At 47.0% G+C, this 17,303-nt stretch carries 14 protein-coding genes, 2 tRNA genes and 1 rRNA gene; 3 read left to right on the forward strand and 14 right to left on the reverse strand.

Annotated features, from left to right (window positions below; translation table 11 throughout):
• The 9 genes from MUB50_RS00005 to tsaE all read right to left on the reverse strand — a co-directional run.
• Nucleotides 1-117 (reverse strand): 16S ribosomal RNA (locus MUB50_RS00005); the annotation flags it as partial.
• 244 nt (nt 118-361) lie between these two features.
• Nucleotides 362-450, reverse strand: a tRNA-Ser gene (locus MUB50_RS00010).
• 138 nt (nt 451-588) lie between these two features.
• Nucleotides 589-674: transfer RNA gene (locus MUB50_RS00015), tRNA-Ser, on the reverse strand.
• A 167-nt stretch (nt 675-841) separates the two neighbouring features.
• Entirely contained in the window at nt 842-1,546 is a 705-nt protein-coding gene (gene ispD / locus MUB50_RS00020; protein ID WP_244791335.1) for a 2-C-methyl-D-erythritol 4-phosphate cytidylyltransferase, read from the reverse strand.
• A gap of 21 nt (nt 1,547-1,567) precedes the next feature.
• On the reverse strand, nt 1,568-2,587 hold the full coding sequence (gene tsaD / locus MUB50_RS00025; protein WP_244791337.1) for a tRNA (adenosine(37)-N6)-threonylcarbamoyltransferase complex transferase subunit TsaD: 1,020 nt from the start codon (nt 2,585-2,587) through the stop codon (nt 1,568-1,570).
• 5 nt (nt 2,588-2,592) lie between these two features.
• Nucleotides 2,593-3,504 carry a ribonuclease Z gene (locus tag MUB50_RS00030; protein ID WP_118513248.1) on the reverse strand — a complete coding sequence of 304 codons (912 nt, stop codon included), beginning with the start codon at nt 3,502-3,504 and terminating at the stop codon, nt 2,593-2,595.
• Between the two features lie 77 nt (nt 3,505-3,581).
• A complete protein-coding gene (rimI, locus tag MUB50_RS00035; RefSeq protein WP_015525920.1) occupies nt 3,582-4,025 on the reverse strand; it encodes a ribosomal protein S18-alanine N-acetyltransferase in 444 nt (147 codons plus the stop codon).
• A complete protein-coding gene (tsaB, locus tag MUB50_RS00040; RefSeq protein ID WP_118623614.1) occupies nt 4,022-4,747 on the reverse strand; it encodes a tRNA (adenosine(37)-N6)-threonylcarbamoyltransferase complex dimerization subunit type 1 TsaB in 726 nt (241 codons plus the stop codon). Before tsaB ends, rimI begins: the two co-directional genes overlap by 4 nt.
• Entirely contained in the window at nt 4,744-5,184 is a 441-nt protein-coding gene (tsaE, locus tag MUB50_RS00045) for a tRNA (adenosine(37)-N6)-threonylcarbamoyltransferase complex ATPase subunit type 1 TsaE (protein ID WP_015525922.1), read from the reverse strand. Before tsaE ends, tsaB begins: the two co-directional genes overlap by 4 nt.
• Nucleotides 5,185-5,277: 93 nt before the next feature.
• Between tsaE and MUB50_RS00050 the strand changes: the two genes are divergently transcribed.
• The gene (locus MUB50_RS00050; protein ID WP_118623612.1) at nt 5,278-5,796 is read left to right on the forward strand and encodes a peptidylprolyl isomerase; all 519 of its coding nucleotides are present in this window, start codon (nt 5,278-5,280) and stop codon (nt 5,794-5,796) included.
• Nucleotides 5,797-5,901: 105 nt separating this feature from the next.
• Here MUB50_RS00050 and MUB50_RS00055 read toward each other — a convergent pair whose 3' ends face one another.
• The gene (locus tag MUB50_RS00055; protein ID WP_118513143.1) at nt 5,902-6,558 is read right to left on the reverse strand and encodes a YigZ family protein; all 657 of its coding nucleotides are present in this window, start codon (nt 6,556-6,558) and stop codon (nt 5,902-5,904) included.
• 179 nt (nt 6,559-6,737) lie between these two features.
• On the opposite strand from MUB50_RS00055, the gene MUB50_RS00060 reads away from it, so the two are divergent.
• The gene (locus MUB50_RS00060) at nt 6,738-9,347 is read left to right on the forward strand and encodes a transglycosylase domain-containing protein (protein ID WP_118623610.1); all 2,610 of its coding nucleotides are present in this window, start codon (nt 6,738-6,740) and stop codon (nt 9,345-9,347) included.
• Nucleotides 9,348-9,524: 177 nt separating this feature from the next.
• Here MUB50_RS00060 and MUB50_RS00065 read toward each other — a convergent pair whose 3' ends face one another.
• From MUB50_RS00065 to ftsH, 4 genes are all read right to left on the reverse strand, one after another.
• Nucleotides 9,525-10,460 carry an ROK family glucokinase gene (locus MUB50_RS00065; RefSeq protein WP_118623608.1) on the reverse strand — a complete coding sequence of 312 codons (936 nt, stop codon included), beginning with the start codon at nt 10,458-10,460 and terminating at the stop codon, nt 9,525-9,527.
• A 13-nt stretch (nt 10,461-10,473) separates the two neighbouring features.
• Nucleotides 10,474-11,421 (reverse strand): HPr(Ser) kinase/phosphatase, encoded by a 948-nt coding sequence (gene hprK, locus MUB50_RS00070; RefSeq protein WP_021651515.1) that lies wholly within the window; start codon nt 11,419-11,421, stop codon nt 10,474-10,476.
• 110 nt (nt 11,422-11,531) lie between these two features.
• Complete coding sequence (gene uvrC / locus MUB50_RS00075) at nt 11,532-13,379, reverse strand: excinuclease ABC subunit UvrC (protein ID WP_118513146.1); 1,848 nt, start codon at nt 13,377-13,379, stop codon at nt 11,532-11,534.
• A 72-nt stretch (nt 13,380-13,451) separates the two neighbouring features.
• Nucleotides 13,452-15,590: an ATP-dependent zinc metalloprotease FtsH gene (gene ftsH, locus MUB50_RS00080; RefSeq protein ID WP_244791339.1), complete on the reverse strand. Its 2,139-nt coding sequence runs from the start codon at nt 15,588-15,590 to the stop codon at nt 13,452-13,454.
• A gap of 175 nt (nt 15,591-15,765) precedes the next feature.
• On the opposite strand from ftsH, the gene MUB50_RS00085 reads away from it, so the two are divergent.
• The gene (locus MUB50_RS00085; RefSeq protein WP_244791342.1) at nt 15,766-17,250 is read left to right on the forward strand and encodes a DUF1846 domain-containing protein; all 1,485 of its coding nucleotides are present in this window, start codon (nt 15,766-15,768) and stop codon (nt 17,248-17,250) included.
• The last annotated feature ends 53 nt before the right edge of the window (nt 17,251-17,303 follow it).

Consider the following 17,303-nt stretch of genomic DNA (forward strand, 5'->3'; position numbering starts at 1 on the left):
CGCCACTAGAATTAAATTAAATCGACCGAAGTTTCAATAAAGTAATTCCCGTTCGACTTGCATGTGTTAAGCACGCCGCCAGCGTTCATCCTGAGCCAGGATCAAACTCTCTGATAAAACGTTTGATTCATTTACCCAAGACAACCGTTTGGCTATCTCTCGTTTTTACTGATTTTGGTTCGTTAGAACCGTTCTTAAAAATGTAAAGAAATTTTCGAGAATCGTATGTGTTTCACTGTTTAGTTATCAAGGTTTGTTGTGTCTGCCTCTCAGGCAGCTCGCTTATTTTATCTCATTCTTAACTGTTTGTCAAGAACTTTTTTAATTTTTTTGAAGTATTCAGTCTCCAGAAAAATTAAAACGGAGAAGGAGGGATTTGAACCCTCGCGCCGCGTTAACGACCTACTCCCTTTCCAGGGGAGCCCCTTCGGCCAGCTTGGGTACTTCTCCAAATTGCCCTACTTACTAAGTAGTTCTGATATTCATCTCTGTCATTCTCAGCGACAGGTGATATTATATCTCGTATGTTTTATATTGTCAAGTACTTTTTTAACTTTTTTAAAAAGTTTTTATTTTGTATTTGACAAGCGGAGAGAGTGGGATTCGAACCCACGCGCCCTTGCGGACAAACGGTTTTCAAGACCGCCTCGTTATGACCACTTCGATATCTCTCCATATAATGTTTTTCAACATTTTTTGTGCTGTTTTGTCAGCGCATGTTGTATTCTATCATCAAATATCCCCCCCTGTCAATAACAAATTTGATATTTTTTTCAAAAAATTGGACATATAGCTTCAATTTCTGCTATATGTCCATATTTACTGGGATTTTCACCCGGTTCTACTCTCTGTTTTCCTTCAAAAATGCCTCCGCAACCACCAGATCTTCCGGTGTTGTGATCTTGATATTGCGATAAGAACCTTCTGAAAAGCGGATCTTCACCCCGGTCTCATGTTCTGCTACCATGGCATCATCTGTGATTCCGGTCATTTCCTTCTGCCGAATACTGGTATATGCGCCATAGATCAGCGAGTACTGAAAGATCTGCGGAGTCTGGACGATCCATACACTGCTGCGATCCGGAGTTTCACTGACATTCCCATCCTCATCTGCGATCTTAACTGTATCCTTGGAAGGCATGCCTGTAACACTGGCACCTGTCTGTGCCGCTGCCATAAGTCCTCTTTCAATGATCCCATGATCAATAAACGGTCTGGCACCGTCATGGATCAGTACATACTCTGTGTCTTTACACGCACAAAGTCCTTCATAAACGGAATCGTACCGTTCTTTTCCGCCGGATACTACAGCAGAAACCTTTGTAAAACCATATTTTTTCACGATTTCTTCTCTGCACCAGGAAACATACTCTTCCCCTGTTACCAGGATCACATCCCTGATCAACGGACTTTCCTGGAAACAGCGCAGAGAATAACAGAGCACCGGCATCCCGTCAAGCTCTATAAACTGCTTCTGTATTTTACTGTGCATTCTCTTTCCCTGACCTGCTGCCAGAACAATAGCTGTATTTCTGCACTCTCCCATGATCAATTACCCCGGATTCTTTTATCTTTCGCCAAGCTTCAGGTTCGGAACCGCATTCAGATCCCAGCTGTGGCGTGTTCCCCTGATATATTCATAGTAAGCTGCCACTCCGATCATCGCTGCGTTATCCGTACAGAAGATCGGTGACGGACGGTAAAATTTGTATCCATGTTCTGTACACGCTTTTTCCATAGCAGTGCGAAGTGCTCCGTTGGAAGCAACACCTCCTGCAATAGCAACCTTTTTCATGCCAAAATCAGCTGCTGCCTGCATGGTATGCTCTACCAGTACATCAACAACCGCCTTCTGGAAGGATGCCGCGATATCTGCACGGTTTACTTCCTCACCTTTCATTTTTGCCCCGTTTAAATAATTAAGAACTGCGGACTTCACGCCGCTGAAGCTGAAATCATATGGATTTTCACCGATTTTTGCACGTGGAAACTCAATAGCATCCGGATTTCCTTCCTTTGCCAGCCTGTCGATCTTCGGACCTCCTGGATATCCGAGCCCAATGGCACGTGCAACCTTATCAAATGCCTCTCCTGCCGCATCGTCTCTGGTTCGGCCCAGGATCTCAAACTGACCGTAATCCTTCACAATAACAAGATGGGTGTGTCCACCGGATACAATGGCACAGAGAAACGGCGGTTCCAGATCCGGATGCTCAATATAGTTGGCAGAAACATGTCCTTCTATATGATGCACGCCTACCAGCGGCAAGTTTCTTGCATAGGCAATGGCCTTGGCTTCTGCCACACCTACAAGAAGTGCACCGACAAGCCCCGGTCCATAGGTTACACCGATAGCATCAATATCATCCAGAGTGACGTTTGCCTCGTCCAGTGCTTCCTGGATGACCTGATTGATCCTTTCTATATGATTTCTGGAGGCGATCTCCGGTACAACACCTCCATACAGTTTATGGATCTCGATCTGTGAAGAAATCACATTTGATAAGACAGTCCTTCCGTTTTTTACAACGGAGGCTGCCGTTTCATCACAGGAGCTCTCAATACCAAGAATTAATGTATCTTTCATTTTTTTCAGTCCTCTTCAAAATTCAGTTCCACACTCTTCCCGTCTTTTCCCGGCCATGCCTTCGGAAAGATCTCACGTACTGTATCCATGTAATCATCCGGACGTACCAGAGAAGGGCTGTAATGGGTCAGCCACATTTCCCCCACTTCCGCATCACGGGCAAGAGTAGCCGCTTCACGAAACGTCATGTGTTTGTAGCCTTTTGCCTTTTCGATCTTGTCATCTTCACCGTACATTCCCTCACAGATAAAAAGATCGGAGTCTTTTGCATTACGTAAAATAGACTCTGTCGGTCTGGTATCTGTGGTATAGGTAAGCTTGATCCCTTTTCTCGGCGGACCAAGCACCATATCCGGTGTGTAGATCCTTCCTTCATCCTCAACGGTCTGTCCCTTCTGCAGCGGATTCCAGAATTTCAACGGGATCTCATGCTCTCTGGCACTGTCAGGAGAAAATTTTCCCTGACGCAGGATCTCAAGGGTATATCCATAGCATGTAACATTATGGTTCACCCGAAATGCAGTGATCCGGTAACCATTCAGTTCCAGAACTTCCTCCGGTTTCGTGATCTCGATAAATTTAATTTCAAAGGGCAGCTCCGGTGCGATCACACGAAGTGCGCTTACCACACGTTCCAGTCCTCTTGGGCCTACCAGAGTCAGCGGTTCTGTGCGGTCTGCATTTCCCATAGTCAGAAGGAGTCCCGGAAGTCCGCTGATATGATCCCCATGATAATGGGTAAAACAGATCACATCAATAGGCTTGAAGCTCCAGCCCTTTTCTTTAATGGCCACCTGGGTGCCTTCCCCGCAATCGATCATCAGACTGCTGCCGTTATAACGGGTCATCAGTGCAGTAAGCCATCTGCGTGGCAGCGGCATCATTCCTCCGCAGCCAAGTAAACAAACATCTAACATATTTTTCCTCTTTTCCTGTTCTGTGGCAAAGTTTAGCATACTTATCCCGTACAGACAAGTACCTCTCCCGGGTAAGCCTATTCAGAAACTGCAGTGCGTGTCATAAGAACAGCATCCTCTGTGGGATCTGTATAGTATCCCTTTCGCAGGCCATCCCGCACAAATCCCTGACGTTCATAAAGCCGGATCGCAGTCTCATTTCCTGCCCGGACCTCCAGATGGATCATGGTGATCCCACGCTCTTCTGCCAGACGGATCATGCTTTCCATAAGGAAATTTCCGATTCCCTCTCTCTGACGGTCTCTGCGGACAGCCACATTGGTCACATCCCCCTCATCCAGCACCGTAAGAAGACCGCAATATCCCAGGATCCGGCCCTTTTCTTCCACAACAAGAAACATCCCATTCTCTTTCATAAGAAATGTCAGAAATCCCTCTTTTGTCCAGGGGACTGAAAAAAGCTCCTCTTCGATCTCCATAACCTGATCCAGGTCATCCACAAGCATTTCTCTTAAGATCATGCGTTTTCCCCTTCTGATCCTTTTTTCAATTTCTGGGCACGCTCCCGCTCAGCCTGTGAGACGCGGAGATAATCCGGTTTATGCTCAGCCGCTGTCTCGGTTCTGCCTTCTTTATAATAAAGGATACCTAGTGCACCTACAGCACCTGCTCTCTGTCTGGAAAGATGAGCCGGTGCAAAAGAAAACGGTACAGTAAGCTTATCTGCGATGGTATTTTTAAATACCGGGACTCCGTCTCCGAGGAATGTTACGGCTTCTCCCATATCATTCAGCATGGAAAGAAGCTCCTCGATTCCCACTGCCATCTGATCCTTTACCGTCATGAGCCTGTGATCCTCGTAACGGTAGATTCCCGTATAAACCTGCTTTCTTCTGGCATCCATGATCGGACAGATCAGCCCGTTTACATCATAAAGATTATAGGCCAGTGCCTCCACTGTCGGAATCCCGACCAGTGGTTTGTCAAGGGCAAGTCCAAGTCCCTTGGCTGTGGCAGAGCCAATACGGAGTCCGGTGAAAGAGCCCGGTCCCTTGGCTACCGCAATAGCGTCAATAGTCTTCAGATCCAGCTCTGTCATCTTCACGATCTCATCCAGCATGGGAAGAAGAGTCTGGGAATGTGTTTTCTTATAATTAACTGTATATTCCGCTACCAGTGTATCATCCTCCACAACGGCTACAGATGCCACGATTCCGGAACTGTCCAGTGCCAAAACTCTCATTCTGTCTTTTCTCCTCTCTCCTCAATGGTGATCTTTCTGTATTCAAAACCCTTCTCAAGATCTTTTTCAATGGTAACTTCGATCCTTTTTTCCGGCAGGATCTCCTCAATGAGCTCCGCCCATTCGATCAGACAGATTCCCTGCCCGAAAAAATAATCATCGTATCCGATCTCTTCCATTTCTTCCAGATCCCCGATACGATATACATCAAAATGATAAAATGGCAGACGTCCGTCTTCATATTCCTGGATAATGGTAAATGTAGGGCTGTTTACAGGTTCTGTAATTCCAAGACCTGCTGCCACTCCCTGTGTAAACACGGTTTTTCCAACTCCGAGATCGCCTGTCAGTGTGTAGATTTGTCCCGGTTTCGCATTCATTCCGATCGTTCTTCCGACCTCGAATGTTTCCTCAGGATCATGCGTTTCTATGACCATATTTTCCACCTTTTTCTTGCACAATTATTCTTTGCATATTATAATAGAGCGAACAGCGAAATACAATACTTTTTGAAAAGGAGTGCGAAAACTATGGCAAATCCTATCGTTACCATCACAATGGATAATGGCGATGTAATGAAAGCGGAATTATATCCGGAAGTTGCCCCAAACACAGTAAATAACTTCATCAGCCTTATTAAAAAAGGCTTTTATGATGGCCTGATCTTCCACCGTGTCATCAACGGCTTTATGATCCAGGGTGGATGCCCGGACGGAACCGGTATGGGTGGCCCGGGATACAGCATCAAGGGTGAGTTCTCTCAGAACCGTTTCAAAAACGACCTGAAGCATACACCAGGTGTTCTCTCCATGGCAAGAGCCATGAATCCGAACTCTGCCGGAAGCCAGTTCTTTATCATGCACAAGGCTGCTCCGCATCTTGACGGAAGCTATGCTGCATTCGGTCAGATCATTGAGGGTATGGATGTTGTAAATGCTATCGCAGAGACAGACACGGACTACAGTGACCGTCCTCTTGACGAGCAGAAGATCAGCTCCGTGACTGTTGATACCTTTGGTGTGGATTATCCGGAACCGGAGAAATGCTGACAGGCATAATTTTCTGAAATAAAAAAAGCCCCGCGAAGAGCAGACTGTAACGCAGATCCTCTGACCTCTTCCCGGGGTATTTTTATACCGACATTCTCTTTTCTTTTACTTTTCGAAGGTTTTCACTTCTCCGTTTACTTTTGCAAAATACAGCTCTGCATCCTTCTCAAGTCCGGCTCTTCCGTTTGTTCCCTCTGTGATCGTCTTCTTTACCTCTTCGATCTGGTCATCCGGCACCAAAAGTTTCAGGACAACCTTATCGGTATATTCGGAATCCAGGATCGGCAGACTTCTTTCTCCTGCGATATACTGGATCTTTCCGATTCCTGTATAATCCGTCGTCACCTGAAGGGATATCCCATGATGCTTTTCAATGACGGTACTTGCCGCCAGTCCTGCCTGGACTGCACCGGAATATGCCCGCACAAGCCCTCCTGTCCCAAGAAGGACACCTCCAAAATATCTGGTCACCACAATGGCCGCATTATAGATCCCAGCTCCCAGCATCACATCCAGCATAGGCCTTCCGGCTGTTCCGGATGGTTCTCCGTCATCACTGCATCGGGTGGCTTCCCGGTTCATCCCTACGGAATATACATAGCAGTTATGACGTGCATCCCAGTATTTTTTTTTCATTTCTTCAATAAAGGCAAGGGCCTCTTCTTCAGTTTCCACAGGACGGACGGTTGCGATAAAACGGGATTTTTTTTCCACAAGTTCGCCTTCGCCGCCTTCGTATATGGTTTTATAATGTTCCAGCATGGTTTACGCCTCCGTTATCTGTATCCAACCCCTCTGTTTCAGGCAGAGTTTTCTTCATTGTATAATAATTATCTTCATTGCACAATGTATAAGATATCATGAATTGTGAAATTTTTTTTAAGGCTTTATTTGGCTTTCCATATTTGTTATAATAAAACGGATTATAAAGGAGGAATATTATGAACTACGGAAAAAGATCCACTTCCAAGAAGCGGAATGCTCTGATCTCCCGTACTTCCATGCTGGAAAAAAGAGCACATGTTTCGTTTATCCGGGTTTTATTTACAGCTCTGATCGCAGTCTGCGTCATGGTTGTCTGCCTTGGTATCGGCTCCTTCCGGGGCGTGATCGCCGGAGCACCTGACGTCAACGATGTGGATATTTCACCTCTCGGATATGCAACCTTCCTGTATGATGACCAGGGAACACAGATCCGACAGCTTTCAGCCCCTACATCCAACCGTCTTCCGGTCTCCCTGGACCAGATCCCGGTCAGTCTGCAGCATGCAGTGGTAGCCATTGAGGATGAGCGTTTTTATGAACATAACGGTATTGATGTCCGCGGTATCGCACGTGCCGCAATGAAGGCGGTCACCACCGGTAACTTTTCCGAGGGTGCCAGTACCATCACACAGCAGCTTCTGAAGAATAATGTTTTCACTGACTGGACCAACGAATCCACACAGCTGGAACGTTTCACACGTAAGTTCCAGGAGCAGTACCTTGCTGTCCAGATTGAAAAAAAATATGACAAAAATGTGATTCTTGAGAATTACCTGAATACCATTAACCTGGGTGCAGGTTCCTACGGTGTACAGGCCGCTTCCAAAAAATACTTTAACAAAGACGTATGGGATCTGAATCTTTCTGAATGTGCCACACTTGCCGGCATCACGCAGAACCCTACCAAATTCAATCCGATCACCAATCCAAAAGCGAACTCCAAGAGACGTAAGGAAGTCCTGGATCACATGCTGGATCAGAATTACATCTCACAGGATGAATATAATGCAGCACTGAATGATGACGTTTATTCCCGTATCCAGGCCGCACAGCTTGAGAACACCGAAGAAGAAAGTACTGTTTACACGTATTTCGAAGATGAGGTTACCAATCAGGTCATCAGCGACCTGATGAACATTAAAGGATATACCAAGACACAGGCTACCAATCTTCTTTACAGCGGTGGTCTGAAGATCATGACAACCCTGGATTCCAACATGCAGCAGATCCTTGATGAGGAATATGCGAACCCTGATAACTATCCGGCCAATGTTCAGTATGAACTGGATTATGCACTGACTGTACAAAGTCCGGATGGAAAACAGACCAACTACAGTAAAGAAATGCTGCAGCTGTATTTCCGCGATCAGGATCCGGAATTTGATCTTCTCTTTGATTCTCCTGAGGAAGGTCAGCAGTATGTGGATCAGTACAAGGCCAACATCCTAGCAGACGGAAGCACCGTAGTATCTGAGCGTGTAAACTTTGCGCCACAGCCACAGTCTTCCATGACTGTCATTGACCAGCATAGCGGTTACGTAAAAGCCCTGATCGGAGGCCGTGGCGAAAAAACAGCCAGCCTGACCCTGAACCGTGCCACTGATACGACCAGACAGCCTGGTTCTACCTTTAAGATTGTTTCCACCTATGCACCGGCGTTAAACGAAAAAGGCGATACACTTGCTACAACCTTTATGGATGAGCCTTACGAATACCCAGACGGATCTCCTGTCAACAATGCCTCAAGAAGCTATGGCGGTGAGACCACCATCCGTAAAGCGATCCAGAATTCCATCAATGTTGTAGCTGTTAAATGTCTGGAACAGGTTACCCCGGCTCTCGGCCTTAAATATCTGGATGATTTCGGTTTCACCACACTGGCTCACGGAACTGAGGCAGATAAAGATGCCAACGGAAATATCTGGAGTGACGCCAACCTGGCTACTGCTCTTGGCGGTATCACCAAAGGTGTCAAGAACGTGGAGCTTTGTGCTGCATATGCAGCCATTGCCAATGGCGGAAACTATATCAAACCGATCTATTATACACAGATCCTTGATCATGACGGAAATGTTCTGATCGAGAACTCCTCCGTTTCCAGATCTGTGATCAAAGACAGTACTGCTTATCTTCTTACAAGCGCCATGGAAGACGTTGTAAAAAAAGGTACCGGTACCGCCTGCCAGCTGGACAATATGACTGTAGCCGGAAAAACAGGTACTACAGAGGACTACAATGACCTGTGGTTTGTAGGCTACACACCGTACTACACCTGTGCAGTATGGTCCGGCTATGACAACAACGAAAAAATTCCGGAAGATGCCCGTAACTTCCACAAAAACCTCTGGAAAAAGGTTATGACTCGTATCCACGAGGGCCTGGAGGACAGAGATTTCGATATGCCTTCCAGTGTGGAAAAGGCCAGTGTCTGCGCAGAAACCGGTCTTCTTCCCAGATCCGGATGCCCGACTATCACAGAGTATTTTGATATCTCCAGTCTTCCCACCGAATACTGCGATCAGCATTTCTACGGCAGCAGCGATTACGATGAAGAGGACTATTATTATAACGAAGATACGGACGCCGATACCGATGCAGCAGCTGAAGCGATTCCAAGCGCAGCTCCGGACAGTACTGACAATTCCGATGATGGTTCCGATGACGGTTCCGATGACGGTTCCGAGAATACCGGTGATGATACTGACAATTCCGGAACAGACGACAACACCGGTGGCGATGATGGCAGCGATGACACCGGCGAAGATCCGGTAGAATATTATGAATGACCTCCAGCATACGTATCTTTCATAAACACCATATAAAAAAGTGGTTTCCTGAAATTATGGAAACCACTTTTTTTACTTTTAATAACTTCTTACTGTCTCGCAGTTTATCAGTACAGGCAAGTCCCACCCCCTGCTTATTGCTTTTCGCAATTAAAGCAGGTGACTTCCCTGGTTCGGTTAAAGTACCATCCTGGCTGCACCGTAGATTCCTGCATCATTGCCAAGTGTCGCGATCACGATAGGAGTATCCTTGCAGGATTCAAAAGCATACTCTCTGTAATATTTCCGGATACAGTCAATAAGCGGCTGTCCGGCCTTGGAAACTCCTCCACCGACAACAATGGTCTCCGGATCTGTCACACAGCAAATAATGGCAAGAGCACCACCCAGCTGCTCTCCGACCTTTTCCATGGTTGCTACAGCTACCGGATCATTCTCCTTAAATGCGTCCAGAACTGCTTTTGCGGAAATCTCTCCGGCATCTCTGAGAACACTGTTCTCACCGGAAGCTGCAAGCTCTTTTTTTGCCATGCGGACAATTCCGGTCGCAGAAGCATACTGTTCCAGACAGCCCCTGTTTCCGCAATTGCAGGCCTCTGTTTCATGATGATCCACATTGGCATGTCCGATCTCGCCGCCGGCACCATGATGTCCGGTCACGATCTTTCCGTCAATAATAATACCACCGCCTACACCTGTTCCAAGTGTGACCATGATCACATCAGAGGAACCTGCTGCAGCACCCTTCCATGCCTCTCCCAATGCCGCTACATTGGCGTCATTTCCGGCTTCAGCATGAAGGCCTGTAAGTTCTTCCATCTCTCCAACAACATTCTTATATCCCCAGTAGAGATTTACTGCACATGATACTTCTCCTTTGGAGTTTACCGGTCCCGGAACACCGATTCCGACGCCTTCCACATCCTCTTTGGAGATACCCTTTTCTTCCATCTTGGCATTTACTGCTGCTGCCACATCAGGAAGGATCTGATCTCCATTATTTTCTTTACGGGTGGGAATCTCCCATTTCTCAACAAGAGTACCATCCGTGCGGAAAAGTCCGCATTTTACAGTTGTTCCACCTACATCGATTCCAAAACAATATGTTCTCATTTCTTACCCTCTCTTATTCTTCGTCATCCGGATTTTCTCTTTTTTTCGCAAGATTTGCCTGTACACGCTTGTACAGAGCCTCTGCCGCATTGTATCCCATCTTCTTCTGTCTGTGGTTGACAGCCGCTGCCTCAACGATGATCGCCAGGTTACGGCCCGGACGGATCGGAAGAGAATGGCATACCACCTTATTTCCAAGGTACTCTGTATACTCCTCATGCAGTCCAAGACGATCGTATTCCTTGTCTCTGTCCCACTCCTCAAGCTTGATCACAAGATCGATAGACTGGGTATCCTTAACGCTCTCAACACCGAACAGTGTTTTTACATCGATGATACCGATACCACGAAGTTCGATAAAGTGACGTGTGATATCCGGTGCAGATCCCACCAGTGTTACGTCACTGACCTTACGGATCTCAACAACATCATCACTGACAAGACGATGGCCTCTCTTGATCAGCTCCAGGGCTGCCTCACTCTTACCGATACCGCTCTCACCTGTGATCAGGATTCCCTCGCCGTAAACATCAACCAGCACACCATGAATCGAAATACATGGTGCAAGCTGCACGCCCAGCCAGCGGATGATCTCTGCCATAAAGCTGGAAGTTGTTCTTTCTGTCACGAATGTCGGAACATTATATTTAACAGCCAGATCGATCATATCCTGAGACGGACGAGTCATGGTACTGAAAATGACACATGGGATCTTGCTGGAAATGAAACGTTCATATTTAAAACGTCTCTCCTCCTCATTAAGCTGCATCAGATACGTATACTCTACATATCCGATGATCTGAACTCGTTCATTGGCAAAATGCTCCAGATATCCGGTAAGCTGAAGCGCAGGTCTGTTGATCTCCGCAGTCTTGATCACGATGCCTGACAGGTCGATCTCCGGAGTCAGATTATTAAGCTCCAGTTCCTGTACCATCTTTGTCAACTGTACACCCTTCATACTTTTGTCTCCTTTTCGCTGAAAGTTTGCATTCTCACTGCCGTTTTACCGGGGCGTGAGACACCTTATCTTCAATTATACACAATCACTGCTGAAACTGCAATGCAGCATCAGGATTTATGAAAAAATTCATAGACCTGACGGGCGCTTCTGGCATTCATGCTCTCTGTCTGTGCCAGTTCTTCCTCCGATGCATCCCGGATATTTTCCACAGATTTAAATTTACGCAGAAGGGCTTTCCTTCTGGTATCACCGATCCCCGGGATATCATCCAGGATAGAATGGACCTGTTCCCTGCTCCTGAGGGAACGATGGTATTCAATGGCAAACCGGTGGGCTTCATCCTGGATCCTAGTGATCAGGCGGAAGCCTTCGCCGGATGTATCAATAGGGATCTCCACATTGTTGAAATACAGGCCTCTCGTCCGATGATGATCGTCCTTGACCATACCGCAGACCGGGATGCTTATCCCAAGCTCATTCAGCACCTTCATAGCAATATTTACCTGCCCTCTTCCACCATCCATCAGGATCAGATCCGGAAGCCTTGCAAAGCTGTCAAATTCGCCGTTACTCTCATGAGTGAACCTTCGGGTCAGAACTTCTTCCATGCTGGCATAATCGTTGGGGCCCTGTACCCATTTGATCTTGAACTTACGGTAATCACTGCGTTTGGGACGACCTTTTTCATAAACTACCATGGATCCCACAGACTCAAAGCCACTGATATTTGAAATATCATAGGCTTCCATGCGCACCACATTTTTCAGTCCCAGCCATTCTTCCACCTCGTGAACAGCTCCGATGGTTCGTCCTTCCTCCCGCCTGATCCGTTCTCTGTCCTTGGCAAGTACCATACGGGCATTTTCCAGGGCAAGTTCTACCAGCTTTTCCTTTGTTCCCTTCTTCGGGACCCGGATGTGTACCTTCTGCTTTCTTCTTCCTGACAGCCACTCCTCTATGATATTTGCATCTTCGATCTCACACTGCAGCATGATCTCAGATGGGATAAATGGCGTTCCCGCATAAAACTGTTTCAGAAAGCTTGAAAGGACCTGCGCCTTTGTATCGCCTTTTGCCACACGGAGATAAAAATGATCTCTGCCGATCAGCCTGCCATCCCGGATAAAAAACACCTGGACAACCGCATCCTGATCCCTGAGGTCTTCACTGTCATCCATTGCTACTGCAATGATGTCCCTGTCCTCCTGCCCGTAGCCGGTGATTTTCTGCCGTTCCCCGATCTTCCGGATACTGCTGATCAGATCCCGGTATTCCATAGCATCTTCGTAGCGCATTTCCTCCGAAGCTTTCTGCATTTTTTCCATCAGCTCACTAATGGCGTCCTGAAAATCTCCATTCAGAAATTTGATCACCTTATTGATATTCTTTCGATATTCTTCCTGGCTGATATACCCCTGGCAGGGTGCCTTGCACTGTTTCATATGATAGTACAGACAGGGCCGGTCCTTTCCGGTATCTCTCGGAAGACTGCGGTTGCAGGAGCGTACCTGATACAGTTTCCGCACCAGTTCGATCACGTCCTTTACTGCTCCGCCGCTTGTATAGGGACCAAAATATCTTGCCTTGTCCTTTTTCATTCTCCTGGCAAAAAGCACTCTCGGGTATGGCTCATGAACTGTCACCTTAATAAACGGATAGCTCTTGTCATCTTTGAGCATGGTATTATATTTTGGACGATGCTCCTTGATAAGATTACACTCCAGCACAAGGGCTTCCAGCTCAGAGTCCGTAATAATGTACTCAAATCTGGTAATATGTGTAACCATCCGTTCAATCTTGGCACCTTTATTACGACTGCTCTGGAAATACTGGCGCACACGATTCTTCAGACTGATGGCTTTTCCCACATAGATGATCTCGTCTTTCTCGCCATGCATGATGTAAACTCCCGGTTTTGCCGGCAGTTTCTTTAATTCTTCCTCGATTATGAACATAATTTATTCTCCTGTTTTACCATTGCAGTAACAATAAAACCGGGATTTCTCCCGGTTTTATGATGATCTGTTTTATGCCTGTGATCCCGGCTTTTCTTCTGTTTCTCCATGATCGCTATCTGTTTTCTGAACAGATTCTTCTGTTTTCTCCGGTGCCTGCATATTCTCTGTCAGTTCCTGCCCGGATATCTCAGTTCTGCGCGGAACCGATTCTGTATTTTTTGCTGCCTCGTTATTTTCTGCAATCAGTTCAATGCCCCGTTTATCGGATACTTCTTTTTCATCCTCGGAAAGTACCAGATCATCCAGATTCTCCGGGATATCCAGGCCCTGCTGAACTGCACGGAAGATCTTCATGAACTCTTTACCTGTAATGGTTTCCTTGCGGATCAGATATTCCGCGATCTTATCCATCTCTGTTCTGTGACTTCCAAGGATCCTCTTGGCTTCCTCATAGGAATGGTGGAGAAGCTTCATCACCTCATGATCGATCTCTGTTGCGGTATCATCACCACAGTTCAAAACTGCTCTTCCGCTGAGATACTGGTTCTCCTGTGTAGCAAGTCCCATCAGTCCGAACTTCTCAGACATACCATACTGTGTGATCATGGCTCTGGCCACCTTGGTAGCCTGCTCAATATCATTGGCAGCACCTGTAGTAACTGTGTCAAAAACGATCTCCTCTGCAGCACGTCCACCAAGATAGCCTACCAGCATAGCTTCCAGCTCTTTCTTGGTGTTAAGATATTTTTCTTCCTCAGGTACCTGCATAACGTAACCCAGGGCCCCCATGGTACGGGGTACGATGGTGATCTTCTGTACAGGCTCCGCATCCTTCTGGAGTGCATTTACCAGTGCGTGTCCGACTTCATGGTAGGATACGATCCGACGTTCCTGTTTGCTTAAGATACGGTCCTTCTTCTCTTTTCCCACCAGAACTACCTCTACGGATTCCTCCAGATCCTTCTGTGATACAGCTTTACGTCCCTTCTTGACTGCAAGGATCGCAGCCTCATTGATCATATTGGCAAGATCAGAACCTACCGCACCGGAAGTTGCAAGTGCAATAGCTTCAAAATCAACGGTGTCATCCAGAAGCACGTTCTTGGCATGTACCTTCAGGATATCCACCCTTCCTTTAAGATCCGGTCTGTCAACGATCACACGTCTGTCAAAACGTCCCGGACGGAGAAGAGCCGGATCAAGAACCTCCGGTCTGTTGGTCGCAGCAAGGATCAGAAGTCCCTTGGATGTATCAAAGCCATCCATCTCCGCAAGCAGCTGGTTCAATGTCTGCTCTCGCTCATCATTTCCGCCGCCATAGCGGGAATCACGGCTTTTACCAATGGCATCGATCTCATCGATAAATACGATGCACGGAGCATTCTTCTTGGCTTCCTCGAAAAGGTCACGGACACGTGAGGCACCCACGCCCACAAACATCTCCACAAATTCTGATCCGGAAAGAGAGAAGAACGGCACCTGCGCTTCACCTGCAACTGCCTTGGCAAGTAATGTCTTACCGGTTCCCGGAGGGCCTACAAGAAGTGCGCCCTTAGGCAGCTTGGCTCCGATGGCTGTATATTTTCCGGGGTTGTGAAGAAAATCCACAACTTCCTGGAGTGATTCCTTGGCTTCATCCTGACCTGCCACATCCTTAAAGGAAACTCCCGTTTCCTGCTGCACATAGGCCTTGGCTTTGCTCTTGCCTACGCCCATGCCCATGATCCCGCCGCCTTTGTTCATGCGGCGCATGGAGAACATCAGAAGTCCGAATAGAAGCAGTGTCGGCAGAACCACGCTCAGGATCATCGCAACAAACTCACCAAAAACATCCGGCGGATCGGTCTCAAACTTGATTCCCTTTCCTTCCAGTCTCTTGGTAAGTGCTGTGCTGTCTTCGGTCTTCGTGGTGTAATAGCTCATATCCTCGTACTTGGAATTCTTTTTCTTGGGTACGATCGTCAATGTACTGGACTGGATCGTTACTTCTTTAACCTGGTCCTTATCCACCATATCGATAAATTTATCATAGGATATCTCACTGCTGTTATCCTTCAGCATATTGGTAAACAACGCGAAGCACACCAGTGTGACCAGGAGGCATATCAGAAAAGCCAGGATCGACTGATGATTTTTACCTGATCCCTGCCTGGGATCTTTATTGTCAGGTCGCTTCCCGTCCTGATCATTATTCAATTGATTATTCATTTTTTTCCTCCTCTTGTCATTTCTTTATTATAAAGAGAAAAACCATATAAATCAACTGCGAGATTACAAAAATACCATCAAAAAAACACCGCACTGGATATTGCCAGTGAACGTAAAGTTGTAGTATACTGTTCCCAGTGAATTGGAAAATTAAATAGGAGAGGAAATCAGACAAATGAAAATAGGTTTTGATAATGACAAATATCTGAAAATGCAGTCAGAACACATCCGTGAAAGAATCGGTCAGTTCGGCAACAAGCTTTATCTTGAATTCGGCGGCAAACTGTTTGACGACTACCATGCATCCCGCGTTCTTCCGGGTTTTGAACCGGACAGCAAGCTCCGCATGCTGATGCAGATTTCTGATCAGGCGGAGATCGTTATTGTTATCAGCGCCAATGACATTGACAAGAATAAAGTACGTGGCGATCTTGGGATCACCTATGACGAAGACGTTCTCCGCCTTATGGATGCGTTTACAAGCCGTGGCCTGTATGTGGGAAGCGTATGCATCACACAGTACTCCGGCCAGGAAAGTGCCGATCTCTTCAAAAAACGTCTGGAGAAGCTGGGAATCCGTGTCTACAAGCTTTACCTGATCCCCGGCTATCCAAGCAACACTTCCTTCATTGTAAGTGACGAGGGTTACGGAAAGAATGATTATATTGAAACTACCAGACCTCTGGTCGTGATCACAGCCCCGGGACCAGGAAGTGGAAAGATGGCAACCTGCCTTTCCCAGCTTTACCACGAATACAAACGTGGAGTAAAAGCCGGCTATGCAAAATTCGAGACCTTCCCGATCTGGAACATTCCTCTGAAACATCCGGTAAACCTTGCCTACGAGGCTGCCACTGCAGATCTGAACGATGTCAACATGATCGACCCGTTCCATCTGGAGGCTTACGGCAAAACTACCGTCAACTATAACCGTGACGTAGAAGTTTTCCCTGTTGTACAGGCCATGTTTGAGAAGATCATGGGCAGCTGCCCTTATAAATCTCCGACAGATATGGGTGTCAACATGGCAGGTAACTGCATCGTTGACGATGAAGTATGCCAGGAGGCTTCCCGCCAGGAGATCATCCGTCGTTATTATAAGAGCATGAACGCTCTGGTTTCCGGCTCCGGCACAGAGAATGAGGTACGTAAGATCGAGCTTCTTCTCCAGCAGGCTCATGCAGAGATCACTGACCGTAAGGTTGTTCCGGCTGCCCTCGAAAAGGAAAAAGCAACCAATGGCCCTGCTGCCGCTCTGGAACTTCCCGACGGAAAGATCGTATGCGGAAAAACCTCCGATCTTCTCGGCGCATCCGCTGCTCTTCTTCTCAACGCCCTGAAAGAGCTGGCAGGTGTTGATCACGATCTCCATGTGATCTCCCCTGATGCCATCCATCCGATCCAGCAGCTGAAGACCAAATATCTTGGAAGCAAAAATCCACGTCTTCACATTGATGAGATCCTGATCGCCCTTTCCATGAGTGCTACAACCAGCGATGCCGCACGCCTTGCCCTGGAACAGATCCCGAATCTCCGTGGATGCCAGGCTCATACTTCCGTAATGCTTTCCGATGTGGATGTGATCAGCTTCCGTAAGCTTGGTATTGAGCTTACCTGCGAGGCCAAGAAGGAACAGAAGAAAAACTATCAGAAAGACTGATTCTCTGATAACATACCTGCTGTATAAATAAAAAGCTATATAAGAAGCCCCGG

The organism is Blautia sp. NSJ-140, assembly GCF_022868965.1.
Taxonomy (GTDB): Bacteria; Bacillota; Clostridia; order Lachnospirales; family Lachnospiraceae; genus Blautia_A.